The organism is Saccharothrix obliqua (genome assembly GCF_019375475.1).
GTDB classification, from domain to species: Bacteria; Actinomycetota; Actinomycetes; order Mycobacteriales; family Pseudonocardiaceae; genus Actinosynnema; species Actinosynnema obliqua.
Window position 1 is genome coordinate 83018 of the sequence record NZ_JAHXGQ010000002.1, and the last position, 24898, is coordinate 107915.

Annotated in this window: 19 protein-coding genes; 8 read left to right on the plus strand and 11 right to left on the minus strand. The window is 72.4% G+C overall.

Annotation, left to right across the window (positions count from 1 at the left end; genetic code table 11):
• Positions 1 to 3 precede the first annotated feature (3 nt).
• Positions 4 to 2088 (minus strand): acyltransferase family protein, encoded by a 2085-nt coding sequence (locus KZQ38_RS06465; protein WP_219439588.1) that lies wholly within the window; start codon positions 2086 to 2088, stop codon positions 4 to 6.
• 128 nt (positions 2089 to 2216) lie between these two features.
• On the opposite strand from KZQ38_RS06465, the gene KZQ38_RS06470 reads away from it, so the two are divergent.
• On the plus strand, positions 2217 to 2582 hold the full coding sequence (locus KZQ38_RS06470; protein ID WP_219439590.1) for a VOC family protein: 366 nt from the start codon (positions 2217 to 2219) through the stop codon (positions 2580 to 2582).
• 7 nt (positions 2583 to 2589) lie between these two features.
• Here the strand turns inward: KZQ38_RS06470 and KZQ38_RS06475 are convergent, their stop codons facing one another.
• Both KZQ38_RS06475 and KZQ38_RS06480 read right to left on the minus strand, forming a co-directional pair.
• Positions 2590 to 3615 carry an NAD-dependent epimerase/dehydratase family protein gene (locus KZQ38_RS06475; RefSeq protein ID WP_219439592.1) on the minus strand — a complete coding sequence of 342 codons (1026 nt, stop codon included), beginning with the start codon at positions 3613 to 3615 and terminating at the stop codon, positions 2590 to 2592.
• Between the two features lie 72 nt (positions 3616 to 3687).
• The gene (locus KZQ38_RS06480; RefSeq protein WP_308258271.1) at positions 3688 to 6762 is read right to left on the minus strand and encodes a DUF7927 domain-containing protein; all 3075 of its coding nucleotides are present in this window, start codon (positions 6760 to 6762) and stop codon (positions 3688 to 3690) included.
• 323 nt (positions 6763 to 7085) lie between these two features.
• Between KZQ38_RS06480 and KZQ38_RS06485 the strand changes: the two genes are divergently transcribed.
• Positions 7086 to 9617 (plus strand): M4 family metallopeptidase, encoded by a 2532-nt coding sequence (locus KZQ38_RS06485; RefSeq protein ID WP_219439594.1) that lies wholly within the window; start codon positions 7086 to 7088, stop codon positions 9615 to 9617.
• A 9-nt stretch (positions 9618 to 9626) separates the two neighbouring features.
• On the opposite strand, the gene KZQ38_RS06490 is transcribed toward KZQ38_RS06485, so the two are convergent.
• The gene (locus KZQ38_RS06490) at positions 9627 to 10100 is read right to left on the minus strand and encodes a hypothetical protein (protein ID WP_257900947.1); all 474 of its coding nucleotides are present in this window, start codon (positions 10098 to 10100) and stop codon (positions 9627 to 9629) included.
• 318 nt (positions 10101 to 10418) lie between these two features.
• On the opposite strand from KZQ38_RS06490, the gene KZQ38_RS06495 reads away from it, so the two are divergent.
• Positions 10419 to 11435 carry an LPXTG cell wall anchor domain-containing protein gene (locus tag KZQ38_RS06495; protein WP_219439596.1) on the plus strand — a complete coding sequence of 339 codons (1017 nt, stop codon included), beginning with the start codon at positions 10419 to 10421 and terminating at the stop codon, positions 11433 to 11435.
• A gap of 58 nt (positions 11436 to 11493) precedes the next feature.
• On the opposite strand, the gene KZQ38_RS06500 is transcribed toward KZQ38_RS06495, so the two are convergent.
• A complete protein-coding gene (locus KZQ38_RS06500) occupies positions 11494 to 11826 on the minus strand; it encodes a cupin domain-containing protein (protein ID WP_219439598.1) in 333 nt (110 codons plus the stop codon).
• Between the two features lie 71 nt (positions 11827 to 11897).
• Between KZQ38_RS06500 and KZQ38_RS06505 the strand changes: the two genes are divergently transcribed.
• Complete coding sequence (locus KZQ38_RS06505) at positions 11898 to 12848, plus strand: GlxA family transcriptional regulator (protein ID WP_219439600.1); 951 nt, start codon at positions 11898 to 11900, stop codon at positions 12846 to 12848.
• Positions 12849 to 12853: 5 nt separating this feature from the next.
• Here the strand turns inward: KZQ38_RS06505 and KZQ38_RS06510 are convergent, their stop codons facing one another.
• The 3 genes from KZQ38_RS06510 to KZQ38_RS06520 all read right to left on the minus strand — a co-directional run bounded on the left by KZQ38_RS06510 (position 12854) and on the right by KZQ38_RS06520 (position 14987).
• The gene (locus tag KZQ38_RS06510; protein WP_219439602.1) at positions 12854 to 13306 is read right to left on the minus strand and encodes a GNAT family N-acetyltransferase; all 453 of its coding nucleotides are present in this window, start codon (positions 13304 to 13306) and stop codon (positions 12854 to 12856) included.
• Between the two features lie 76 nt (positions 13307 to 13382).
• Positions 13383 to 13922, minus strand: a complete 540-nt coding sequence (locus KZQ38_RS06515; protein ID WP_308258272.1) for an AAA family ATPase — start codon at positions 13920 to 13922, stop codon at positions 13383 to 13385.
• Between the two features lie 63 nt (positions 13923 to 13985).
• Positions 13986 to 14987 (minus strand): sporulation protein, encoded by a 1002-nt coding sequence (locus KZQ38_RS06520; protein ID WP_219439604.1) that lies wholly within the window; start codon positions 14985 to 14987, stop codon positions 13986 to 13988.
• A gap of 321 nt (positions 14988 to 15308) precedes the next feature.
• Between KZQ38_RS06520 and KZQ38_RS06525 the strand changes: the two genes are divergently transcribed.
• Both KZQ38_RS06525 and KZQ38_RS06530 read left to right on the plus strand, forming a co-directional pair.
• Positions 15309 to 15761 carry a PaaI family thioesterase gene (locus KZQ38_RS06525; RefSeq protein ID WP_219439606.1) on the plus strand — a complete coding sequence of 151 codons (453 nt, stop codon included), beginning with the start codon at positions 15309 to 15311 and terminating at the stop codon, positions 15759 to 15761.
• A gap of 89 nt (positions 15762 to 15850) precedes the next feature.
• Complete coding sequence (locus KZQ38_RS06530) at positions 15851 to 17230, plus strand: alpha/beta fold hydrolase (RefSeq protein WP_219439608.1); 1380 nt, start codon at positions 15851 to 15853, stop codon at positions 17228 to 17230.
• 12 nt (positions 17231 to 17242) lie between these two features.
• On the opposite strand, the gene KZQ38_RS06535 is transcribed toward KZQ38_RS06530, so the two are convergent.
• Positions 17243 to 18253, minus strand: a complete 1011-nt coding sequence (locus KZQ38_RS06535) for an LLM class flavin-dependent oxidoreductase (RefSeq protein WP_219439609.1) — start codon at positions 18251 to 18253, stop codon at positions 17243 to 17245.
• A gap of 286 nt (positions 18254 to 18539) precedes the next feature.
• On the opposite strand from KZQ38_RS06535, the gene KZQ38_RS06540 reads away from it, so the two are divergent.
• On the plus strand, positions 18540 to 18770 hold the full coding sequence (locus KZQ38_RS06540) for a three-helix bundle dimerization domain-containing protein (RefSeq protein ID WP_219439611.1): 231 nt from the start codon (positions 18540 to 18542) through the stop codon (positions 18768 to 18770).
• A gap of 35 nt (positions 18771 to 18805) precedes the next feature.
• Here KZQ38_RS06540 and metH read toward each other — a convergent pair whose 3' ends face one another.
• Together metH and KZQ38_RS06550 are read right to left on the minus strand one after the other, a co-directional pair.
• The gene (gene metH / locus KZQ38_RS06545; protein WP_219439613.1) at positions 18806 to 22429 is read right to left on the minus strand and encodes a methionine synthase; all 3624 of its coding nucleotides are present in this window, start codon (positions 22427 to 22429) and stop codon (positions 18806 to 18808) included.
• Between the two features lie 188 nt (positions 22430 to 22617).
• Positions 22618 to 24273: a serine/threonine-protein kinase gene (locus KZQ38_RS06550; RefSeq protein WP_219439615.1), complete on the minus strand. Its 1656-nt coding sequence runs from the start codon at positions 24271 to 24273 to the stop codon at positions 22618 to 22620.
• A gap of 273 nt (positions 24274 to 24546) precedes the next feature.
• Between KZQ38_RS06550 and KZQ38_RS06555 the strand changes: the two genes are divergently transcribed.
• Positions 24547 to 24846 carry a DUF1540 domain-containing protein gene (locus KZQ38_RS06555; protein ID WP_219439617.1) on the plus strand — a complete coding sequence of 100 codons (300 nt, stop codon included), beginning with the start codon at positions 24547 to 24549 and terminating at the stop codon, positions 24844 to 24846.
• Positions 24847 to 24898: the final 52 nt, after the last annotated feature.

The following is a 24898-nucleotide window of genomic DNA, read 5'->3' on the forward strand; positions in this document are numbered from 1 at the left end:
GCCCTAAGGCGTGAACGAACCGTCGATCGCAGCCGCGAGCATGGGCGACATGGAGCGCATGTAGGTGGCGCTCACGTGGTTGTCGTCCAGGTACACGTGGACGTTGCCGATGATCGGCGGACACACCTCGTCGTTGCAGTAGTAGTCGCTGAAGTCCAGGAACGACACGTTCGTCGGCAAACCCTCGATCCGCGTGTACGGCGCCTCCGGCGCGAGCAGGTCGGCACGCGGCGTGTTGCACTCCGGCGCATCGGCACCGTGGTCGGCCGCACACGCCGCCGGCGCGAACGTGTACCGGGGGTTGTCCCGGGTAGCCAGAACCGGGATGCCCTCCTGCTCCAGGATGCGCCACGCCGCCACGAACCCCGGCGGGGTGCTCTCGGTCAACCCGACGCGCACGTTGCGACTGCCGTTGGCGAACACCAGGTCCGGTCGCATGGAGACGATCTCACCGATGGCGTCGGCGTTCCAGCGGGTGCACGGCTTGTCGTTCGGAACGGTCTCCGAGTCGGTGGAGAACGGGCACGCCCCGCGCAGCATCGACACGACCTGCCAATTCCGCTCACGCGCGATCGGCTCCAACGCGGCGAGGTACTGCTGCATGTGCGAGTCACCCACGACGACCACCCGCTTCTCCGGGTCGGCCACGGGCGTCGTGCAGATCTCCAGCTCCTTGTTGCGCGGCGAGACACGGCACCGACTGCCCTCGATCGCCGCGAAATCGTCGTAGAGCGAGATCATCGGCGGAACGACGGGCGCGTTCGGCACGCCCCAATACTCGAAGTCCGGGGTGTGGGCCAACGCGCCGGGGTGGTCGGGGTCGTCCACGAGGGCGTCGTAGGACGCCGCCTTGTGCTCGCTGATCACCTGCCACCCACCCGCGACGAGCAGCACGGGAATCGTGCTCGCCACCGCGAACCGGTACGCGCCCCACCGCGTGCGGACCCCGATCGCGGAGGACCGCACGGGCTCCTCCACCAGGTGGTGCGTCGCCACGGCGAGGGCGGCGGACAACGCGATCACGCCCAGCCCGCCGACCAGCCCCACCTCCTCGCGACCGCGGGCGACCAGGTAGAACACCAGCACCGGCCAGTGCCAGAGGTACAACGCGTAGCTGAGGTCACCCACGTACCGCAACGGCCGCGTGGTCAGCACACGGGTCGCGTCCCCCGCCACCACGACCGCCGCCGCGCACAACGTCGGCCACAACGCCGCGTACCCCGGGAACACGGTGCCGACTTGGAGCACCAGACCACACGCGACCAGACCCAGCACACCCGCCCAGCCGAGGACGACCCGCGCCACGCGCGGCAGCACGATCGCGTCCGCCACGAGGGCCAGCAGGCCGCCGAGCGCGAACTCCCAGACCCGCGCGAACGAGTCGAAGTACGCCCACCGCTGGTCGGTCGCCGTCAGCACCACGGAGTACGCCAGCGAACCGGCGAACACCAGCGCCAGCACGACGCCGAGCACGCGTCGCAGGTCGCGGGCGGCACGGCGGGCGACCAACGCCACCCCCGCCACCAGCAGCGGCCACACCAGGTAGAACTGGCCCTGGATGGACAGCGACCAGAAGTGCTGCACCACGCCGGCCTGGTCGTGCTGGGCGAAGTAGTCGGCGGAGTCCAGCGCGAGCCGCCAGTTCTCCGCGTAGAGCGCCGCCGCCACCACCTCGCGGATGGTCTGGAACCAGCGGTTCTCCGGCAGCACGACCACCGCCGCGACCGTCGTCACCAGCAGCACGACCAGCGCGGCCGGGAACAGGCGCTTGACCATCCGGCCCCACAGGGGGCGCAGCGCGATGCCGTCGCGGGACGCCGCGCGCACCAGCTGCCCGGTCACCAGGAAGCCGGAGAGCAGGAAGAACACGTCCACGCCGCCGGACACCCGGCCCAGCCACACGTGGTAGACGACGACCAGCACGACGGCGAGGGCACGCAGGCCCTGCAACTCGGGCCGGAACCGGTGGCCGCGCGGGGCACCGTCGCGACCGGGCGTGGGCACCGCGGCGCGCGTCGTCACGAACGGCAAGATCAACTCCGGGGGACGGCACGGGCAGGACGCCGACCAGGCTTCCCGGCACACCATGCCGCGACCCCGAACGCGGCAACGCCCGGAACGGTACCCGGCGAAGTGGTGGAACCGTCAACCACCTCGTGAAACCTTCAGCCCGCCCTCAGCCGGCAGGATGATCGGTCCGACGACCTGGGGAGCCGATGACCGGGTTCGACCTGCACCACGTCCAGCTCGCCATCCCACGCGACGGCGAGGACCGCGCCCGCGCGTTCTACGTGGCGGCGCTCGGCCTGACCGAGGTGCCGAAGCCACCGGTCCTCGCGGCGCGCGGCGGGCTCTGGGTGCGTGGCGGCCGGCTGGAGGTCCACCTCGGCGTCGAGGACGACTTCCGCCCCGCCCGCAAGGCCCACCCCGGCATCCTGGTGGCCGACCTGGACGCCCTGGTCGCCCGGCTGGCCGAGCACGGCGTCGAGGTGACGTGGGACGGCGACTTCCCGGGTTACCGCCGCTGCTACGCCGCCGACCCGTTCGGCAACCGCCTGGAGTTCCTGACCCCGCTCGCGTGACGCCGGGTCACGCGGCGCGCACGGCGTCGTGCGCGAGCAGGCTCTCCGCGCAGTCCACGACCGTCGTGCCGGCGGGACGGGGCTGCCAGCCGAGCAGGCGGCGCGCCTTGAGCGACGTGTGCGCGTGCGCGCGGCCGAGCAGGGGCAGGTGCCTGCGCAGCACGGGGTCGAACGCGGCGGCGGCGCGGACCAGCAGGTCGGGCAGGCCGCGGGTGGGCACGCGCTCCGCCGCCGGGCCCAGCTTCTCGCGCAGCTCGCGGGCGATGTCGGCCAGCCACAGGAAACCGCTGACCGCGATGAACCGCTCACCCGCCGCCCGCTCGTCGGTCATCGCGCGGATGTGCAGGTCCACGACGTCGCGGACGTCCACCACGTTCAGGCCGAACCTCGGCACGCCCGGCATACCCCGCAGCAGGCGGCCGACCAGCGCCACGGCCCCGGCGTCGGACACGTCGGTCACCGGCCCGAACACGGTGCCGGGCAGCACGGTGGTGAGCGTCGTCCCGTCCAGGCCGGCCGCGAACTTCCACGCCGAGTGCTCCGCCACCACCTTGGACGCCCGGTAGGGGTCGGGCAGGCGGTGCTCCAGGTCCGTCCACACCTCCTCGCCCCAGCCGTCGCCACCGCTGCCGAGCGGCGGTGTCGCGGCGGCGCACGAGGAGGTCATCACCACCCGCCGCACACCGGCCCGCGCGGCGGCGGCCAGCACGCGCAACGCGCCGTCGCGGGCGGGGACGATCAACGCGGCCGGGTCCGCCATGCCCTCCCGGCCGAGCGGCGACGCCACGTGCAGCACGTGCTCGCAACCCTCGACGGCGGCGTCCCAGCCGTCGTCGGAGGCCAGGTCGGCCACGACCACCGAGAGGCGTCCGCCGGCCACGGCGACCGGCGCCACCGCACGCAGCTCGGCCGCTCGGGACGGGTTCCGGACGGTCGCCCGCACGGTGTGCCCGCGGCGCAGCAGCTCGGTGACGCACCAGCCGCCGATGTACCCGGTACCGCCTGTGACCAGCACCGCTCCGGCCATCGTCATCCCCTCGGCAGTCCCTGCACTGGACGGTAAACCGGGGCTGCCGGTGTCGCACGTCAGCGACCGGCGCGCGGCTCACCCGACCCGGCGGCGGGTCGCGATCACCAGCACGGCGCCCAGCCCGAGCAGCATCGGCGCGAGCGGCAGCAGACCCGTGGTGACCGGGCCGGTGGCCGCCAGCTCCGACCGCACGGCCGTCGTCGTGCGGCAGGGATCGCACGTCGCACCCGGGTTCGGCGACACCACCACGTTGCGCAGCGTCCCGGTCGCGTCGTCGTGCACCCTCACCGAGTACGTCACCGCCACCGACTCGCCCGGGGCGAGCCGACCCCGCCAGCGCAACGTCGTGCCGCTCAACGCCAACAACCCGCTGTCCGCCGCCGCGTCGCCGTTGTAACGCGCGTCGTCACCGACGTCCGACAGGTCGTCGGTCACCACGGCCTCGTCGTACGGGACCGCACCGGTGTTGTGGACGGTGAACTCGTACTGGACGACGTCGCCGGGCGCGACGGCCGGGCCGGGCGACGCCGACTTGCCGATCGTGAGCGACCGGATCGGGGTCTCCGCGCCGCACGCCGCGTCCGCGCCGACCCGCGTGAACAACGCCGGCGTCCGGCAGCCCGCGCCCTCCACGGCGTTGCGCAGCACCTTGTCGCCGGCGGGCGGGCTGCCGACGGTCACCGAGTACGTGACCAGCACCGCCGCACCGGCGGCCACGTCACCGGTCCACGTCAACCGCCGCGTGCCCGCGTCGAACGCCGCGACGCCCCGCTCGGCGGTGACCCGGTCGTCCCACGAGGCGTCGTCCAGCACGCCCGTCAGGTCGTCGGTGAACGACGCGCCCGGGTAGTCCGACCCGCCGGTGTTCGTGACGGTCACGGTGTAGGTGACGCGATCGCCCGCCACCGCCTCCGCCTTGTCCGCGACCTTCCGCACGGTGATCGCGCCCACGGGCGTCTCGGTCCCGCAGGGCGAGGCCGCCGGGCAGGTGGAGTCGTCCGGACCGGTGACGACGTTCTTCAACGAGGAGTCGCCCGCGGGCGGTGACTTCACCTTCACGGTGAAGTTGATGGTCACGGTCTGGTCGACGCCCACGTCACCGGTCCACGTGAGCTTCTTCGCCCCGGCCTCGAAGGAGACGCGACCGGCGGTCGCCGAGGCGTCGTCCCCGTAGTCCGCGTCGTCCAGGACACCGGTCAGGTCGTCGGTGACGGCCGCGCCCGAGTACGCGACCCCGCCGACGTTGCGCACGGTGATCGCGTAGCCGACGGTGTCACCGGGACGCGCGGTGGCCGGCTCGGCGGCCTTGTGGATCACCAGGCCCTTGATCGGCTGGTCGGTGCGGCAGTCGGCGGCGGTCGACCCCTCCGGGCAGTTCGAGCCGTTCGGCCCGACGACCACGTTCACCAGGCGCTTGTCCCCTGCCGGCGGTGAGCCGGCGGTCGCGGAGAAGGTGATCGTGACCGACGCGCCGGCGGCCACGTCCCCGGTCCAGGTGATCTTCCGGGTGGCCGGGTCGTAGGCGGCGGTTCCGGTGGACGCGGCGACGTCGCCGCCGTACGCGGCGTCGTCCACGACACCGGTCAGGTCGTCGGTGATCGTCGCACCACGCCACGCGGCCTTGCCGTCGTTGGTGGCGGTGATCGTGTAGGTGGTCTTCCCGCCCGGTTTGGGTTCGGCCGGGTCGGCGACCTTCTTCAGGCGCAGCACGGCCACCGGCACGTCCGTGACGCACCCGCCGGCGCAGCCGCTGTCGGGGACGGTGACCGAGTTGCGCAGGTTCTTGTCGCCGGCGGGCGGGGTGCCGACCGTGACGGAGTAGGTGATCGTGACGATCGCACCCGCGGCCACGTCCCCGGTCCAGGTGAGCCGCCGCCCGTCGAACGCGGGCCGCGCGTCGGAGCCGGTCACCGCGGCGTCGTCGTTGTAGGCGGCGTCGTCCAGCACGCCCGAGAGGTCGTCGGTCAGCGGCACGCCGGTCGCGGGTCCGGTGCCGGTGTTCCGCACGGTGACGGTGTAGGTGACCTTGTCGCCCGGACGCGCGTCCTGCCGGTCGGCGGTCTTGGCGACCTCCACCTTCCTGGTCAGGTCGGGCGCCACCCAGCACGCCGCGAGGTCGGTGATCGGCCACGACCCGCCCGGCTCGGGCTGGACGCGGCCGACCTGGTTGTCCTGCACGTTGCCGCCCGCGACCTGCACCGACTCGCCGGTCGCCGGGTCGACGCGGTACAACGCGCCCCAGTACGCGCCCAGGTAGATCGCGTTGTGCGCGTACGCCATGCCGTAGTTGTTGAACCCGTTGCCCGACGCCGGTCCGGTGACCCGGACGGCCTGCCTGGTGGTGCCGGTCGCCGGGTCCAGGCGGTAGATGTAGGAGGCGCCGCCGTGGGCGATGCCGTAGTACGCGCCACCGGATTCGTCCACGAACATGTCGGGCACGATCGAGCCGCCCGTGAACACCGGGTCGTCCGGCGGCACGGAGGTCAGGTTGTCGCCGCGCGTCCAGACGTCCGTCGTGCCGGTGGCGAGGTCCATCCGGAACAGCTTGGGCGCGCCGCCGTTCTGCGCGCCGTAGAGCGCGCCCCGGTCCGGGTCGGCGGCCAGGCCACCCCAGTCGGCGCCCGCGGGCAGCAGCCGCTGCCGCCCGCCCGCGATCTCGTCGGTGACCGAGTTCGTGCCGGACACGTGCTTGTAGAGCCTGCGGTCGGAGCCGGTGTAGTTCGCGTAGAACGCCGTCACGTCCCCGGAGTCCGGGTCGCGGCCGAGCGCCATGCTCGCGGACCAGTAGTCGGGCAGGCCGGACCCGACCCGCTTGGTGATCACCGTGTTGGCGATCGTCGGCGTGCCGTCGGGTCCGTTGACGAACTCCATGCCGGACCGGAAGTTGCTGTAGTACAGGTGGTCGCAGTCGAAAGCGGACGGGTCCCGCTCCCCCTCGACGGCCCACGCCTGGGCGACTGCCTCCGGTGTGACCACCAGCGTCACCACCAGGGCGGCGACCAGCGCCAACCCCCGCCGCCCGCGCGCGAACAACGCCATCCTGCCTCCCCGCGCCCGGCCTCCCGCGACGACGAGGGGGATCTTGGCACGCCCCCGCCCCCGCCGCCCGCCGAGCACGACCCCGTCCTCCAGCCCGATCGGGTGATCCACCAGCGGTTAGCCAAGTCCACACAGGACGATCATCTTCGCAACGCCGGCGCTGCCACCTGGGCCGGTTTCCCCGCCGCCGGCCGGACTCCCGTGGATCGGCGCGGCGTTCGCGGTTCACCGGTCCGGGCGAGGGGGTCATCGGCGTGCCGCGTTGGGCCGACCCGGTGACGCGGTCGGGCACGCGGCCCACTCCGGGCGGCTGATCGGGTGCGAACTGCCAACTGTTGAAGGATCACCACTATGGTCCGGACCACTCCCCGAGACGACCATGATCCTCGAACCGTGCCCGCATCCCTGCCGGCGCACGGGCGAGGAGGAACCACATGCGGAAACCACTCGCGGGGGCGGCGGTGCTCGCCGCCGTCGCCGCCGTGCTGTTACCGGGCAGCGCGTCGGCGGCCACCGACGACCTGACCCTGGCCCGCGCCGCCGCGGCGGGCGACCTGACACCGCTGTCCGCCACGGACTCCGGCGACCGGTCCACCGTCCGGTTCGGGCAGCTGCACCGGGGCGTGCCGGTGTTCGGCGCGCAGACCCTCGTCCACCTCGACGGCCCGGCGGCGAAGCGGACCGTCGCGGCCACCACCGACCGGACCGCGCGTGGCCTCACCGTCGACACCACGCCCACCGTCACCGAGGACCGGGCCGTGCTCGGCGCGCTCGCCGCGCTCGACCCCCAGAGCCGGTCGCGGGCGAAGACCGACCGGCACGGCCTGGTCGTGCTGCCGTCCGGCACGGGCGTGCTGGCCTGGCACGTCACCTTGCGCGGCGAGCACGTGCCCGCGGGCGAGCCGCTGCGGCGCGAGGTGTACGTCAACGCGCACACCGGCGCCGTCGCGCTCGAGTACGACAACATCCAGCACGCCGAGGGCGGCCCGGTGACCGCCGAGGGCGTCACGGCCGCGGGCAAGACCCGCGAGCTGGCCGCCTACCAGCGGGCGGACGGGAAGTTCGAGCTGCGCGACCGCAGCCGGGCCATGTTCCCGGTCACCGGCGGCGAGATCGTCACCTACGACGCGGAGAAGCGCGACTACTACGACTTCCTGGGCGAGCTGCCGTCCGACGCGAAGCTGTTCACCTCGGACGGCACCCGGTTCGACGGGCCCGTCGCCGAGGCGGGCGGCGTGGACGCCCACTGGGCCGCGGGCCAGGTGTACGAGTTCTACCGGCAGCGCCTCGGCCGCGACGGGATCGACGGCGCGGGTGGGCACAGCGTGTCCGTCGCGGGCGTCACCAACCGCGGCCGGCCGTTCCTGAACGCGTTCTGGGACGGCACGAAGATGGTCTACGGCTGGGCCACCGGCGAGCAGCTCCCGCTGTCGGCCGACCTCGACGTGGTCGGGCACGAGATGACCCACGGCATCACCGAGCACACCGCGGGCCTGGTGTACCTGGGCCAGTCCGGCGCGCTCAACGAGGCCGTCTCCGACTACCTCGGCAACGCCATCGACGTGACCGTGTCCGGCACGCCGATGACCGACCCGGCCGCGGGCCTGCTCGGCGAGGACCTGTGCCGCACCAAGCCGGGCGCGGAGTGCGCGATCCGCGACCTCAACGACGGCCGCACCACCGTCCGCGACTACCTGGGCGTCACGAACCGCACCGACAACGGCGGCGTGCACCTGAACAGCACCATCTTCGGCGGCGCGCTGTGGGACATCCGCGAGCGGATCGACCCGGCGTTGGCGGACAAGGTGGTCTACACGGCGCTCACCGAGTTCATGACGCCGCTCGACACGTTCGTCGACGGGCGCACGGCCGTGCTCGGCGCGGCGGCGGCGTTGAAGCTCACCGCCACGCAGCAGCGGGCGATCGCGAAGGCGTTCGACGACCACGGGATCGTGCCCGGCTGGGAGCGGAAGCTCGGCGTGGACAGCACCACGCTGGTCGAGCGCGTCGCGAACACGGCGGCGATGCCGTCCGCCGCGGGCGGCCGTTGGGTGGCGACCCTGTCCGACGAGACCGGGCAGCAGCTCCCCGAGGTGTACACCGGTCGCACGGACCGCGCGGGCACCCCGATCCGCGTGTCCACAAAGGATGGCAGCGGCAACGCCCAGCCGAACACCGACGGCGTGTCCGCCGTGTGGGCCAACCGGTCCAGCGCCGGCAGCCGCGTCCTGGCGCGCACGCTCGACGGCGGCCCGGTGCGCGTGGTCGCCGACGGCGGCACGACCGCCGACCTGTCCGTGCCCGTGGTGTCCGGCAACACCGTGGCGTGGCAGAACTTCGACTTCAAGGGCGCGTTGGAGACCGACGTGTGGGTGCGCGTCGGTGACGCACCGGCCCGGAACCTGACGCCGGAGGTCGGCGTGCAGGGCAACCGGCCGTTCCTGCGCGGGCACCTGCTGTCGTACACGCAGATCCGGCGTGACGAGACGGGTTGGTACTACAACGCCGTCGTCGAGAACCTGAGGACCGGCGCGAAGACGGTGCTGCCCGCGCCGACCGGTTCGGTGTTCGTCAAGGACGTGGTGTTGTCGGCGGGCGCCGTGGCGTGGATCCAGGACACCGGGATCGACGGCCGTTCAGCGGTCATGGCCGCCGGGCACGACGGGCGCGACGTGCGTGCCGTCGTCGCCGAGGACAGCCCGGACGCGCCGATGTTCCCCGCGCTCGACGCCAGTGAGTCCTGGCTGACGTTCAGCTCGCGCGTCGGGCAGTCCGGCACGAACGCGGGTCTGCCGAAGCTGCACCAGGTCCCGCTGTGGGGCGGCACGCCGCAGCGCGTGTCGTGCAACCGGGGCGACCAGGACGCGTTCGCGGCCGACCGCGGCAGGCGCGTGGTGTGGTTGGACGGCACCGCGGGCGGCACGAGCCTCGTCACGCGCGAGGGCCCGGCCCGCCACTGCCGTTAGTGCGCGGACCTAGTCGTCCACGCCCGGCGGGGGCGCGAGCAGGATCGGCCAGTGCTCGCCCCCGTCGGGCCGCTCGCCCGGTTCGAGCGCGTACAGGACGGTGCCGGCGATTTGCGCGTGGCGCTCCGGGTCCACGACACCTTCGACCCGCACCACCAGCGCCACCTCGGGATCGACCGCCGACCGCCCGGTGAAGGGCGTCGGGTCGACGCCCACCTGCTTGAGGGCCGAGGGGTGCACGGCGATGTCGACCGCGAGCCGGTCGCCGTCGAGGTGGTGCTCGACCCAGCCGTCCGTGCGCGACAGGTACAGCACCTCGTCGCCCTCGTAGCAGTAGTCGCCGAGCTTGGCGACGGCCCGCTCACCGGGTGTGCCGGCCGGGTCGACCACGAGGACGAGCACGGGCGCGTCCGGCTCGTCGGGGTTGACGCCGGTGCGGATTTCGAGGTGGGGCACGGAGAACCTCCGGTCTTGGTCGCTCACCCGGAGTAGATCACGCCACTCCGCGCAGCCGACCGGCCGCGCCGCGTTCCGACCTGTTCCCACCAGGTGGACCGGCTGCCGCGTCGTCGCCGCCGGACCACCGTGACGCGAGAATTGCCTGCCCGGCCCGAACATCACCCGCAAAGGTGATGTCCGCGGCCAACAACGCTTCCCGATCTCGCCGGCCGTCAGGCCCTGGTCGCGCACCGCAACCGCCAGGTCGTCGCCGTCAACTGCGGCTCGCAGAGTAACCAAATCACAACCCGGACGGAGTAGAGATTTCACTCGTTCGGACGGTATATGTGCCTCGTGCAGAATTTGTCTAGACCAAAGATCAGCTCTGCGGCGGGCACGACCCTGCTCGCCGCCGTCGCGGCGGCCCTCGTCGTCCCGGCCGTCGTCACGCCGGGCATCGCCGCGGCCGAAGGCGGGGAGACCCGGGCGACGCTCGTCCGGCTCACCGTCGACAACGTGCCCGCGCTCGGGCTCACCGCCTACCACGGCGTCTACGGCGGGGCGTCCAGCCCCGGGTTCGGCTTGGACGGTGGCGACTTCAGCGACCCGGACGGCGTCCTGGACCGCATCACCATCGCCACCAAGACCACCCGCACGGAATCGTCCGCGGCCAGGGATTGGGCGCAGGCGCAGGTGACCGACCTGGACATCCCGTACAACGGCCGGTCGCTGCTCAACGTCGCGTCGTTCGACTCGCACGCCGAGTGCGTGCGGCCGCCCGGCTCCCCGAGCGCGTTCGCCTACAACCGTTCCGACAGCGACGCGATCACCGTCGCCGGCAAGCGGGTCGGGCTCGGCGAGACCGTCGTGCCGGTGCACGGCGCGGACTACGACATGTCCGAGCTTGGCGAGGGCAAGCTGACCGTCACGGTGGAGCGGCACGAGGACCCGGCGGAGCGGGGCCCCAGCGGTGCCGCGAGCGCGTGGCTGAACATCGCCATCTCCGCCGAGTTCGGCGCCTACACCGGCCGCGTGCTGGACGTGCGGCTCGGCGAGGTCCACGCGAACTGCGGCGGCGAGACCACGCCGACCACGTCCACCAGTCCGTCCACAACGGACAGCCCGGTGACCACCACGACCGACTCCGTCCCGACGACGGGTCCGGAGTCGAGCACGGTCGTCCCGTCGCCCGGTGCGACCACCACGACCACGTCCGGCGCGCTGCCCGTCGGCGGCTCGGCCGGTTCGTCGTCCGGTGAGGACGGTTCCCTCGCGCAGACCGGTGTGAGCAACGTGCTGTGGATGTCGATCGGCGCCCTGGTGCTGCTGGCGGCCGGCGCGGCGGCGGTCGTGTTCGCCCGACGCAGGCGAAGCGCGTGACGGCGGCGCCGGCGGGTCACCCACCCGACCCGCCGGCGCTCGACTGTCCGGTGTGGACTCAACCTTCCGGGTAGAAGAGGAAGAGCGTGCAACCCGTTGTCGACTGCGGGACGTGGGTCGTGCCCGCGGCGGCGTGGATGAAGGAACCGGCCGGGTAGTCCCGTTCGCCGTCGTTGAAGGTGCCCGAGACCACGAACACCTCCTCGGGGCCCGGTTCGTGGACGTCGACCCCCTCCCAGCGGGTGTTCGCGTCCATCTCCAGGAAGCAGGCTTTGGCACCGTTGTCGCCGTGCCAGAGCGTGCGCAGGCGGATGCCCGGGAAGAGTTCGCGCACCGGGGTTTCCCGGACGGTGGTCCACGTGTAGGCAAGCTCGTGCTGTTCTGACGCCATGGTGATCAGCCTGGCACCCCGCCGTCGCCGACCCGAGTGTCAGAAAAGACACCCTGCGGTACTTTCCGGCCATGCACCGAGTAGCGGCACTCATCCGCCCGCCGCAGTCCACGTTCGAACTCGCCTCCGCCGCCCAGGTCTTCGGCATCGAGCGGCCGGGGCTGCCGACGCGGTACTCGTTCGGCGTGTGCACCGAGCACCCCGGGCCGGTCGCCACGCACGCCGGTTACGACATGCTCGTCACGGAAGGGTTGGCGGCGCTGGACCGGGCGGACACCGTTCTGGTTCCCGGCTGGTTACCCCACGCGGAACCGCCTTCGCCCGCCGTCGTCCGAGCCCTGCGGCGCGCGCACGCGCGGGGAGCGCGGGTGGTGAGCATCTGCTCCGGTGCGTTCGCGTTGGCGCACGCGGGTCTGTTGAACGGACGGCGTGCGACGACCCACTGGGCGATGGCCGACGAACTGGCCGCGCGCTTCCCCGAAGTCCAGGTCGATCCGAACGTGCTGTACGTGGACCACGGTGACGTCGCCACCAGTGCCGGGGCGGGGACGGGGATCGACCTGTGCATCCACCTCGTGCGGCGGGATCAGGGTGCTCAGTACGCCGCGCACATCGCACGGACCATGGTGATGCCACCACACCGCGAGGGCGGGCAGTTGCAGTACGCCGCCCCGCCGCACGCCACGCAGATAGACGGCACGCTGGCCCCGTTGCTGGAGTGGGTGGCGGAACGCCTGGGCGACCGGATAACCCTGCACACCATGGCTTCGCGTGAAGGCGTGTCGCCCCGGACGCTGACCCGGCGGTTCACCGAGCAGTTGGGCACAAGCCCCGGGCAGTGGCTGTTGACCCGGCGCATCACCACCGCGCAGGAGCTGTTGGAGACGACGGACCTCCCGTTGGACGCGATCGCCCGCCGCGTCGGCCTGTCGTCGGCCACCAACCTCCGCCGACGCTTCCTCAACGCGTTGGGCACCACGCCCGGCGCCTACCGCCGAACCTTCCGGTCCTCGGCGCGTTGACGTGGTCAACGGAGGCGGTAGACCATCCGCGGCAACACCCGGCCGGGGATCGAGCCCGAGGGTTCGAAGCCGATCCGAACCGCCCCCATCTTCCGGTAGAAGTCCTCGGCGAAGGGGTCGGCGTCGAGGGTGAAGCGCTGGAAGTTCAGAGCACGGGCGGTGTCCACGGCGTGCTGCCACAACCGACGCCCCACGCCGGTGCCGATGTGGTCGGGTTCGACGAAGAGGCAGGTGAGTTCACCTCCAGGCGCTTGGCCCGCGAGGGTGTAGAACCCGACCACGCGGTCCCCGACCTGCGCCGCGGTCGCTCGCTGCGCGGTGAGGTCGTCGGGCCGAAGCGTCAACTCCGCTCGGCACGCTTCCAGGAAGGCCGCGTCGTAGCCCCAGTGGGCTTTCGAGCGCAACGCGAGCGCGCTGAGGGCGGCAGCTTCACCAGGCCGAGCGGCACGGAGCAACATGCACCCACTGTGCCGCTCCCGCCACCACCGACCAACCTGATTCCGGTCGGGCAGAGGTGGCCGGGTGGCTCGGAAGTCAGTTCACCCTCGCTTCCGCCCAGGCGCGGTCCAGGAGTTCGGTGACGGTTTCTTCCGGGGTCTGGTCGCTGGTGTCCAGCCACAGGCCCAGGCGGGGAGTCTCGTCGCGCAGCACGCGGTCCAGCGTGGTCACCGTCCACTCGTCGTAGGCGTGCTTCGCGCGTTCCGCCTCGCGCTCCGCGATCGCCTCCGGGCGCGGCGCGAGGACCACCACCAGCAGTGGCCGGCTCTGGATGCGCCGCACGGTCTCCGGCAGGTGCTCACCGAGGATCACGTCCTGGAGCACGGCCGTGAACCCAGCCGCGAAGTAAGCGTCCGCGGTGGCCGCCGCGAGGTCGTGTCGCAGGCGCAGCTGCCGCACCGCCTCCGGTGTCGGCTCCGGCCCCATCTCCTCGCGCCCGTCGACCACCATCCGCCGGAACACGTCGCCCCGCACGTGTGCCGAGCGCGGCAGGCGTTCGGCCAGCAACTGCGCGATCGTCGACTTCCCCGCCGCCTGGATGCCGGTGATCACCACGACGGCCTGTTCCCGCTCCACCAGCCGATGATGGATCACGAGCGGGGCCGGGGGGAACTCATTTGTGCCCGGCCCCGCTCGTGATCACTCCTCGAACGCGAAGTCGCCGCCGTCGTCCTCAAAGACCTCTTCCACGACCTCGCCCAGGATCATGCCGCCGACCACACCGGCCGCCGCACCCGCGACCACGCCGCCGATGCCGGGACCCCGGCGGTGGCCGTGCTGGTCGTAGCCGTGGTGGCCGTGCTGGTCGTAACCGTGCTGGGGCTGACCGAAAGCGGGATTGCCGAACGCCGGGTTGCCGAACGCCTGGCCGCCCCGTTGCGCGACCTGGTCCAGCCACTGGCCGATCGCACTCGCCCAGTCGGTGTGCAGCGCGTCCTGCTGCGACACGTGGAACCGGCCGAACGAGTCACCGCCCGACCGGAACAGGCCGCCGCGCTTGTCGGCCTCCAGGACCACCACCAGCTCGTGCGGGTTGGTCACGAAGGTCAGCTCGACCTGGTTCAGCGCACCGGCGTAGGCGGGCGGCGGGAAGAACTCGATCTCCTGGTAGAAACCCAGTTCCTGCGCGACGCCCTGGATGCGGCCCGCCTCCACGTCGGCGCTGCGGAACTGGAAGCCCAGCTGCCCGAACGCCTCCAGCACGCGGTCCTGCGCGGGCAGCGGCGACACGACCAGCGGGTCCAGGTCGCCCTTGTCCGGCGCGCCCGCGATCACCAGCTCCGTGCGCACGCCCACGGTCATGCCGGGCAGCTGGTGCCCGCCGACCGCGGTGATCGGGGTCTCCCACGGCACCGGGAGCTGGAACGGCACCGCCACCGGCTGGTTGGGCGCGACCCGCACGCCCTGCGCGACCTCGAAGCGCAGGAACTCGGCCGTGCCGTTGAACTCGTGGTCGCCGCGCTCGACCTCGACGCGGGTCACCAGCGACAGCACGATCCGGTCGATGTGCGCCTCGGCGCTGCCGCCCTGGATGCGGACCTGGCCGGTGACCACCTGGCCGGGCACGGCGTGGGGCGAGTCGAGCACGGTGTCGACGGACGGGCCGCCGACGCCGAAGGCGCTGAGCATCCGTTTGAACATGGGCGGACTTCCTCCAAGGGGCCGGTGCGATCGACGCGCCCGCGGGACGGCTCCACCCGGCGCGGGGCGGTACACGTCACACTAGCACGTGACGCTGTACGGTTTACCGGTCGCACCCGATCGGGCGCAGCCCGTGAACGGCGCTATCTATCAGGGAACCTGCCTGATAGATCCACCCGCAGCTAACTTTCAGGGAGCCTGCCTGAAAGATCCCCCGCCGCTAACTTTCAGGGAGCCTTCCTGAAAGTTTCGGCGCACCGCGTGCTCCACGCGTTCCGCACATCCGGCTGTCCACACCGGACCTGGGCATAGTGTGGTGCGGTGACCAGCATCCAGGAACGCCTCTACCCGGACCTCCCGTGCTTCGGCTGCGGCCACGGCAACCCCGATGGGCTGAAGCTGCGCAGCTACCCCGCCGAGGACGGCACGGTGACGGCCACGTTCACCCCGTGGCCCGCGCACAACAACGGCCTCGGCTACCTCAACGGCGGCATCATCTGCACCGTGCTCGACTGCCACAGCGCCGCCGCCGTGATGCTGGAGGCCGACCGCCGCGGCTGGGAACCCCTCGGCGACGCGGCGCTGTCCCACGTCACCGCCGGCCTCGACGTCCGCTACCTGCGCCCGTCGCCGCTGCACGAGCCGGTGGAGCTGCTGGCCTCGGTCAAGGAGGCCACCGAGGCGCAGCTGACGATCGACGTGTCGCTGATCTGGGACGGCAAGACCCGCGCCGAGGCGATCGCCGTGTGGAAGCGCTGGCGCCCACGCGCCTGACCCCCGAGGATGAGCCCGCGTCATCCCGACGACCGACGACCGCGCACGCGGCGTCACCCCATGATCACCCCACGACGAGAGGGGACGACATGAGGAGAGCACTGGCCGTGGCCGTGGTCGCCGCGCTGGCGGCACCCGCCACGGCGTGGGCGACCACCGCGGTCGACTGGACCCCGTGCGGCGAGTTGGGCGCGGAGTGCGCCACCGTCAGCGCGCCGCTGGACTGGGCACGGCCCGGCGGTGACCGGATCACGCTGGCCGTGTCGCGGTTGCGGGCCGCCGACCCGGCACGGCGGATCGGCGTGCTGTTCGTCAACCCGGGCGGGCCCGGTGGCGAGGGCGTGCCGCTGGTCCGGGACTACGCCGTGCAAGCGTTCGCACCGGAGTTGCGGGACCGGTTCGACATCGTGGGCGTCGACCCCCGCGGCGTCGGCGCGAGCAGGCCCGCGATCACGTGCCCCGTGCCCACGTTCGACCCGGCGGTCACGCAGCGCCCCGACCACCCGCTGGAGTTCCAGCGGCTGGTCGACCACAACCGGCGGGTGGCGGACGCGTGCCGCCGGGCGACCGGACCGCTGGTCGACCACGTGGACACCATCAGCGCCGCCAAGGACTTCGACGCCGTGCGGGCGGCGCTCGGCGAGAGCCGGATCAGCTGGCTCGGCCTGTCGTACGGCACGCTGCTCGGCGGCACGTACGCGCAGTTGTTCCCGCACCGCGTGCGCGCGGCGGTGCTGGACGGCGCGGTGGACCACACCGTCGGCTCCCGCCGGATGGCGACCGACGAGGCCGTCACCACCGAGCAGGTGTTCCGGCAGTTCGCGCGGTGGTGCGGCGAAACGGCGTCGTGCGCCCTGCACGGCCGCGACGTCGAGGCCGGGTACCGGGACCTGCTGGCCCGCGCCGACCGGGGCAACATCCCGGCCCGCGACCACCCGGAGGGCGTGACCACCGAGCAGATCGGCTACGGCGTCTACTCCATGCTCTACCTGACGCGCATGTGGCCGCGGCTCGCCGAGGCGCTGCGGGACGCCACGGCGGAGCAGCCGGACGCGGCCGTGTTCGCCGCACCGGCCGAAGCCCAGGCCGCCTACCGGGTGATCGGCTGCCACGACTTCCCCAGCGACGTGCGCGGGTTCGGCGACCTGGCCGCGCGGGAGCGTGAAGCCCGGCGGCTCGCGCCGACGACGCGGGGCATGGTCGAGGCGTGGGACATCCAGGCCGGGTGCGCCGGGTGGCCCATCCGCGCGGCGAACCCGTGGGGTCCGTTGCGCGTGCACGGCGCGCGGAACGTCCTCGTGGTGAGCGGTGAGCACGACCCGTCCACACCCCGCGTGTGGGGTGACGGCCTGGTCCGCCAGATCCGGGGCGCACAACACCTCGTGTGGCCCGGTTACGGGCACACGGCGTTCTTCAACGACCCCACCACGGTGCGCCGCATGGTCGAGCACCTGGTGAACGCGGCCTGACCGCCACGCGGCTCACCCCGCCGGCCGCCAGCCGAGCGCCGGGCCGAGCCGCGTGGCGATGTCGGTCAGGATCTGCACGTAGTCGGCGTGGTCGAAGGTGAACGGCAGCGCGAACACCACCTCGCCCACCTCGTGGAAACCGGGGTGGGCGTGGAGGAGTTCGGCGATCTCCGCGGACGTGCCGACCAGGTCCGGCGCGTACATCAGCCGCGCCGGGCCGTGCGGCACGGCCGTGCGCGGGGTCCGGCGCGCGGCGTACTCGACGTACTTCGCGCGCTGCCCGGCGGTCGCGGAGTCGGTCGGGATCACCACCAGCCCCTGCGAGGCGCGGCCCGCCGGGTGGTGTGCCCGGAACGCGCGGACCAGGGACGACTGGATCTCCGCGAAGTCCTCCGACTCCTCGGCCTTCACCACGTTGCTGGTGAGGAGGTTCATGCCGTGCGCACCCGCCCACGAGGCGGACTTCAGGCTGCCCGCGCCGTACCACACGCGATCGGCCAGCCCCTTCGCGTGCGGCTGGACCCGGTCGGAGTACACCTCGATGCCCTCGGTGCCGCTGAAGGCGGACGCGGGCTCGCCACGCAGGAACCCGAGCAGGCGTGCCACGCGGTCGTGGCCGAGGTTCTCCACGTCGGCGGTGTCCGGGTACAGCGCGTCCTTGACCCGGTCGAAGTGCAGGGGCGGGCCGGCGCTGACCCCGGGGTTGAGCCTGCCGCCCGCCAGCACGTCCACCGTGGCCAGGTCCTCCGCGAGCCGCAGCGGGTTCTCCCAGCCCAGCGGTATCACGGCGGTGCCGAGTTCGATCCGGTTGGTGCGCTGGGTGGCGGCGGCCAGCACGGCGACCGGCGACGAGATGCCGTACTGGAGGTGGCGGTGGCGGACCCACGCGCTGTCGAAGCCCAGGTCCTCGCCGAGCCGGATGATGTCCAACGTGGACTCGTGGCCACGCCGCGGCTCGTCGCCGTCGAACAGGCCGATGGTGAGAAAGCCCAACTTCCGCAGTGGTTCCCCGGGCAGCGGCACGACAGCCTCCAGCGTCCGACGGCACGCACCGGTCCGCGCGCCGACCCCTGCCGGATTCTTCCAGCGACCCGGCGGTCGACGCGCCCGTTCCACCAGGTGGACGACCGGCGTACGACCGTCCACTGTGGACGAGCAAGACGAGCAAGCCGCGTGGTACGCCCCGAATGTCCGTTACTCCCGATCATCGGACCCCGTTGTCCGCACTGATCGTTTGTCCGCAGTTCTTCGGGGGTTCACGATGGAGGGCAATCCGCTGGATGTCGTTCACCGCTCTGGAGGCGCACCGATGACCACCACCGACGACTTAGCCGCTGACGGGATGGACGGCCACCTGGCCGTGGTCGACGCCCGCCTGATCGACCGCTACCCGACCGTGCCCGCCGACGTGGTGCGCCGCCTGCGCCGCGAGGAGTCCGACCGCCTCGCGGACGCGCGCATCGCCGCCTTCGCCCCGATCCTGGTGGAACGGGCCGCCGACCGGCGGCTCACCGCGCTGGTGGCGGGCGAGGCCGGCTGACCGCGCACGGGCGCCCCGCCACCGGGGCGCCCGCGTCAGTCGACGTCGTACGCCAGGTTCGGCCGCAGCCAGCGCTCCACCTGCTCGACCGGGATGCCACGCCGCCGCGCGTAGTCCTCCACCTGGTCCCGCCCGATGCGGCCCACGGTGAAGTACCGCGACGCCGGGTTGGCGAAGATCAGGCCGCTGACCGCCGCGGCCGGGGTCATCGCGAACGACTCGGTCAGGTCCAGACCCGCTTCCTTCGCCCCGAGCAGGTCGAACAGCTCCCGCTTCAGGCTGTGGTCGGGGCTGGCCGGGTAACCCATCGCGGGGCGGATGCCGCGGAAGCGCTCGGCGTGCAGGTCCTCCAGCACCGGCTCCACGTCCGGCTCGAACCAGGCCCGCCGCGCTTCGAGGTGGATGTGCTCGGCGAACGCCTCGGCCAGCCGGTCCGCCAGCGCCTTGGTCATGATGGCCCGGTAGTCGTCGTGCTCCGCCTCGTACTTGGCGGCCACCTCGTCCGCGCCGTGCACGGCCACCGCGAAACCGCCCAGGTGGTCGCCCTCCGGCGCCACGTAGTCGGCCAGGCTCCGGTTCTGCCTGCTGTCCGGCTTGGCGGTCTGCTGGCGCAGCATCGGGAACCGCACCTCGCCGTCGGCCGACAGCACGATGTCGTCGCCCTCGGACCGGGCCGGCCAGAAGCCGAGCACGCCACGCGCCCGGAACGCGCCGGTCGCGATGATCTCGTCCAGCAACGCGTTGCCGTCGTCGAACAGCTCGCGCGCCACCGGCTCGTCCAGGATCGCCGGGTACTTCCCCTTGACCTCCCAGGCCAGGAAGAAGAACTGCCAGTCGATCATCTCGCGCAACGTGGCCAGGTCCGGCTCGATCACCCGGACACCGGTGAAGTCGGGCGTCGGCAGGTCGCCGAAGTCGACCTCCTCCCGGTTGGCCCGCGCCTGCTCCAGGGTCAGCAGGGCCACCCGGCGGCGGTCCTCGTGCTGCTGCCGCAGGCGCTCCTGCTCGGCGCGGTTGCGCTCGGCCAGCGCGCCGACGCGGTCCTTGTCCAGCAGCTCGGACACCACGCCGACCACCCGGGACGCGTCCGCCACGTGCACCGTGGTGCCTTCGTAGGCGGGCGCGACGCGGACGGCGGTGTGCTGGCGGGACGTGGTCGCGCCGCCGATCAGCAGCGGCAGCTTCACGCCGCGGCGCTGCATGTCGGAGGCGACCGTGACCATCTCGTCCAGCGACGGCGTGATCAGGCCGGACAGCCCGATGGCGTCCGCGCCCTCGTTCACGGCCGTGTCGATGATGACCGACGACGGCACCATCACGCCGAGGTCGATCACCTCGTAGTTGTTGCAGCCCAGCACCACGCCGACGATGTTCTTGCCGATGTCGTGGACGTCGCCCTTCACCGTGGCCATGACGATCTTGCCGGGACCGCGCGATGTGTCGAGCCTGCCCTCCTTGCGGGCCTGCTCCTTCTCCGCCTCCATGAACGGCTCCAGGTAGGCCACCGAGCGCTTCATCACGCGTGCGCTCTTGACCACCTGCGGCAGGAACATCTTGCCCGCGCCGAACAGGTCGCCGACCACCTTCATGCCGTCCATCAGCGGTCCCTCGATGACCTCCAGCGGACGGGTGGCGCGCTGCCGCGCCTCCTCGGTGTCCTCCTCGATGAAGTCCACGATGCCGTGCACCAGCGCGTGCGACAGCCGCTGCTCCACCGGGGCCTCGCGCCACGACAGGTCCGCGACCCGCTTGGTGGTGGAGCCCTTCACCGTCTCGGCGTGCGCGACGAGGCGGTCCGTCGCGTCGGGTCGCCGGTTGAACAGCACGTCCTCGACCAGTTCCAGCAGGTCGGCCGGGATGTCCTCGTACACCGCGAGCTGGCCCGCGTTCACGATGCCCATGTCCAGGCCGGCGCGCACCGCGTGCAGCAGGAACGCCGAGTGCATGGCCTCGCGGATGACGTCGTTGCCGCGGAAGGAGAACGACAGGTTGGAGATGCCGCCGCTGGTGCGCGCGCCCGGACAGCGCTGCTTGATCAGCGGCAGGGCGTCGATGAACGCCTTGGCGTAGCCGTCGTGCTCGGCGATGCCGGTGGCGACGGCCAGCACGTTTGGGTCGAAGATGATGTCCTCGGGCGGGAAGCCGACCTCGTTCACCAGCAGGTCGTAGGCGCGCCCGCAGATCTCGACCTTGCGCTCGGTGGTGTCGGCCTGGCCCTGCTCGTCGAACGCCATGACGACCACGCCCGCGCCGTAGTCGCGGATCGCGCGTGCCTGCGCCAGGAACGGCTCCTCGCCCTCCTTGAGGCTGATGGAGTTGACGACGCCCTTGCCCTGCACGCACTTCAGGCCGGCTTCGAGCACGCTCCACCGGGAGCTGTCGATCATGATCGGGATGCGGGCGATCTCCGGCTCGGTGGCGATGAGGTTGAGGAAGGTCGTCATCGCCTCCTCGCTGTCGAGCAGGTCGGCGTCCATGTTGACGTCCAGCAGGTTCGCGCCGCCGCGCACCTGGTCCAGCGCCACGTCCACCGCGCCCTGGTGGTCGTCCGCCTCGATCAGCCGGCGGAACTTCTTGGAGCCGGTCACGTTGGTGCGCTCGCCGATCATCACGAACCCGGTGTCCGCGCCGATGGAGAACGGCTCCAGGCCGCTGAACGACGTGGTGCGGGCGAGACCCGCGGGCTCCCGGCCGGGTCGCAGGTCCTTGACCGCCTCGGCGATCCGGGCGATGTGCGCGGGCGTCGTGCCGCAGCACCCGCCGACGATGTTCACCAGGCCGGCCGTGGCGAACTCGGTGAGCAGCCCGGCCGTCTGGTCCGGGGTCTCGTCGTAGCCGCCGAACGCGTTGGGCAGGCCCGCGTTGGGGTGGGCGGCGGTGTACGCGCCCGCGATCCGCGCCAGCTCCGCGACGTGCGGGCGCGCCTCGGCCGCGCCCAGCGCGCAGTTGACGCCGACCACCAGCGGCTCGGCGTGCTCGATGGAGCGCCAGAACGCCTCGACGGTCTGCCCGGACAGGGTCCGGCCGCTCAGGTCCACGATGGTGACCGAGATCCACAGCGGCAGGTGCGGCGCGACCTCGCGGGCGGCGGCGACGGCGGCCTTCGCGTTGAGCGTGTCGAAGACGGTCTCGATCAGCAGCAGGTCGACGCCGCCCTCGGCGAGCGCCGCGATCTGCTCCGCGTAGGTCGCCTTGACCTGGTCGAAGGTGACCGCGCGGTACGCCGGCTCGTCGACGCGGGGCGACAGCGACAGGGTCACGTTCAGCGGGCCGACCGAGCCCGCGACGAACCGGCCGCCGAACTCGTCGGCCGCCTCCCGGGCGAGCCGCGCGGCACGCACGTTCATGTCGCGGACGAGGTGCTCCAGCCCGTAGTCGGCCTGGCCGATGGAGGTGGCGGTGAAGGTGTTGGTGGTGGTGATGTCCGCGCCCGCCGCCAGGTACTGCCGGTGGACGTCCAGGATGACGTCCGGGCGGGTGAGGTTGAGCAGGTCCGGGTCACCGGTCACGTCCCGCTCGTGACCCGCCAGGAAGTCGGCCCGGTAGTCGGCGGGGGTGAGGCCGGCGGTCTGGAGCATCGTGCCCCACGCGCCGTCCAGCACGGCGACCCGCTGGTCCATGAGCGCGCGCAGCTCCGCGGTCCTGGTGGGAGAAGACATCCGGACACCTCCACTCGTCGAATGGAAGGCGCCCTTGTGTCCGGAGAGTCCCGGGGCGAGCGTGGCGGATCGGGGATCCGTCGCAGCGCCTCTCGCCCTAGGCCCCCAGCATAGCGAAAGATCAACTTCTACCGGCTCCGGCACGGGTCCGGTTCCCACCATGCGGGAGGATGCGACCGAGGGGCAGGTCAGCCGACGGCGTCCTGCCGGTCGATCATCCACCCGTCGCCCGCCCGGACCATCCGGTACCGGTGCCGTTCGGTGATCGGCGAACCGTTGCGCTCGATGGAGGTGATGGTCGCCGTGACCACCTCCCCGTCCGCGCTGACCTCGCTCACCCGCACGCCCTGCTTCGCGCCCCAATACCGCTGGAAGTCGGCGAAGGTGGGCGCGCGGACGGCCTTGAAGCCGTCGGTCAGCCGGGCGTAGGCGGCCTGCGTGTCGCCCGGCAGCAGGGCGTAGTAGTCGACCAGCGCGCGATCCGGGCCGACCGGTTCCGGGACCGGTGTGGTGGTCGTGGTGGTGGTCGTGGTGCCGGTGGTGCTGGTGGGCTCCTGCGGCGGTGTGGCGGGCGGCTCGGCGGGTGGGCTCTGCTCGGACGTCGTCTCGGCGGTGGTGGTGGCGCTGCCGGTGTTCTGCCCGGCCGTGTCCTCCGTGCGCCGGTTGACCAGCACGGCGACCACGACCGCCACCACGGCCACCAGCGCGACCGCGGCTAACGCCAGTCTCCGGCGCTTGAACGCCTCCTCGTCACCGCCCGGCACGACGGGTTGCGCGACCGGCGGGACCTCGACGGCCCGGACCGGCGGTTCCGGCGCGACGGGTTCGACCACCGGTACGGGCTCCGCGGCGGCCGGCGGCTCGGACTCGGTGGCCTCGGGCTCGGTGGCCTCGGGCTCGGTGACCTCGGGCTCGGTGACCTCGGGTTCGCCGGTCTCCGGCTCGGCGACCTCGGGCTCGGCGACCGGCGCCGGTCGGACGACGCGGGTCGCGGCGACGGCGGGCAGGGCTTCCGCCAGGACCGTGGCCGGGTCGGCGGAGCCCTCCGCGAGCATCCGCGCGGCCTCGTCCATCGTCGGTCGGGCGGCCGGGTCCGGGTCGAGCAGGCGTGCCAGCACGGGCGTCAGCGGGCCCGCGTTGGCCGGTTCCGGGTACTCGCCGCCGGCGGCGCGGTGCAGCAGCACGATGGGGTTGCTGTCCAGGCCGAACGGCGGTGCTCCCTCCAGGGCCGCGTAGAGGGTCGCGCCGACGCCGAAGACGTCCGCCGGGAAGCCGATCTCACCACCACGCGCGACTTCCGGCGCGAGGTACGCGGGCGTCCCGACGAGCAGCCCGGAGCCGGTGAGCGTGCCCTCCCCCGCGACCCGCGAGGTGCCGAAGTCGGTGACCTTCACCGTGCCGAACTCGGTCACCAGGACGTTGCCGGGTTTCACGTCGCGGTGCACGACGCCCGCGGCGTGGGCGGACGCGAGGCCCGCCGCGAGCTGCCGCCCGATGCGCCGCACCTCCTCGTGCTCCAGCGCGCCGCGCTCGTCGAGGATGCTCGCGAGGCTGCGGGACGGCAGGTACTCCATGACCAGCCACGGTCGGTCGTGGTCCTCGACCACGTCGTACAACGCGATCACGTTCGGGTGCTGGAGCCGGGCCGCGATGCGACCCTCGCGCACCGCCCGCTTGGCCACGTCGGCGTCGAAACCGTTCCGGGTCAACAGTTCCTTGAGGGCGACGACCCGGCGCAGCCGGGTGTCCTCGGCCCGCCACACGACACCCATGCCACCCGCGCCGATCCGGTCCGTGAGGCGGTACCGGCCCGCGACGGTGCGCTCCTCCACCACTGCTCCCATCCCGACAGTGCCCCGATCGAGCGACCTTCGAACGTGTGTACCCGGACACGATGCCGGCCAACCGCCACGTGATCGACCAGCGCGTGGTGGCGTGTCGCGCCGCGCCCGCCCGCGCCGGGCACGCGGAAATCACCGGTAAATGCCGAATGCGATATCGAAGAATGACCGTGGTTAGGCTTACCTAATGTTTTCCGCTGTTGCGACCATGGAATACCAGTGGCACGTTCGACACACCAAACCGGCAGACACACCGAACCGGCATGAGGAGCGATGATGACCACCACCGAAATGCCCGCGGTCAGCGAGTGCACGGTCACGGGCTGTTCGTACAACCACGACGGCTGCCACGCGTTCGCCATCACGGTGAGCGGCGTGGACGGGACGGCGGATTGCGGCACGTTCATCCCGCTGTCCCGCAAGGGCGGGTTGTCCAAGGTCGTGGCCCAGGTGGGCGCGTGTTCGCGCACCGACTGCGTGCACAACGCGGAACTGGAGTGCACGGCTTCCGACGTGCGGGTCGGCCCCGGTGCGGGCGATCACGCCGCGAACTGCCTGACCTACACACCCAGGTGACGCGCCGCGACCGGGTCGCGGGGGCGAACCGCCTCCGCGATTCCCGCGCGCG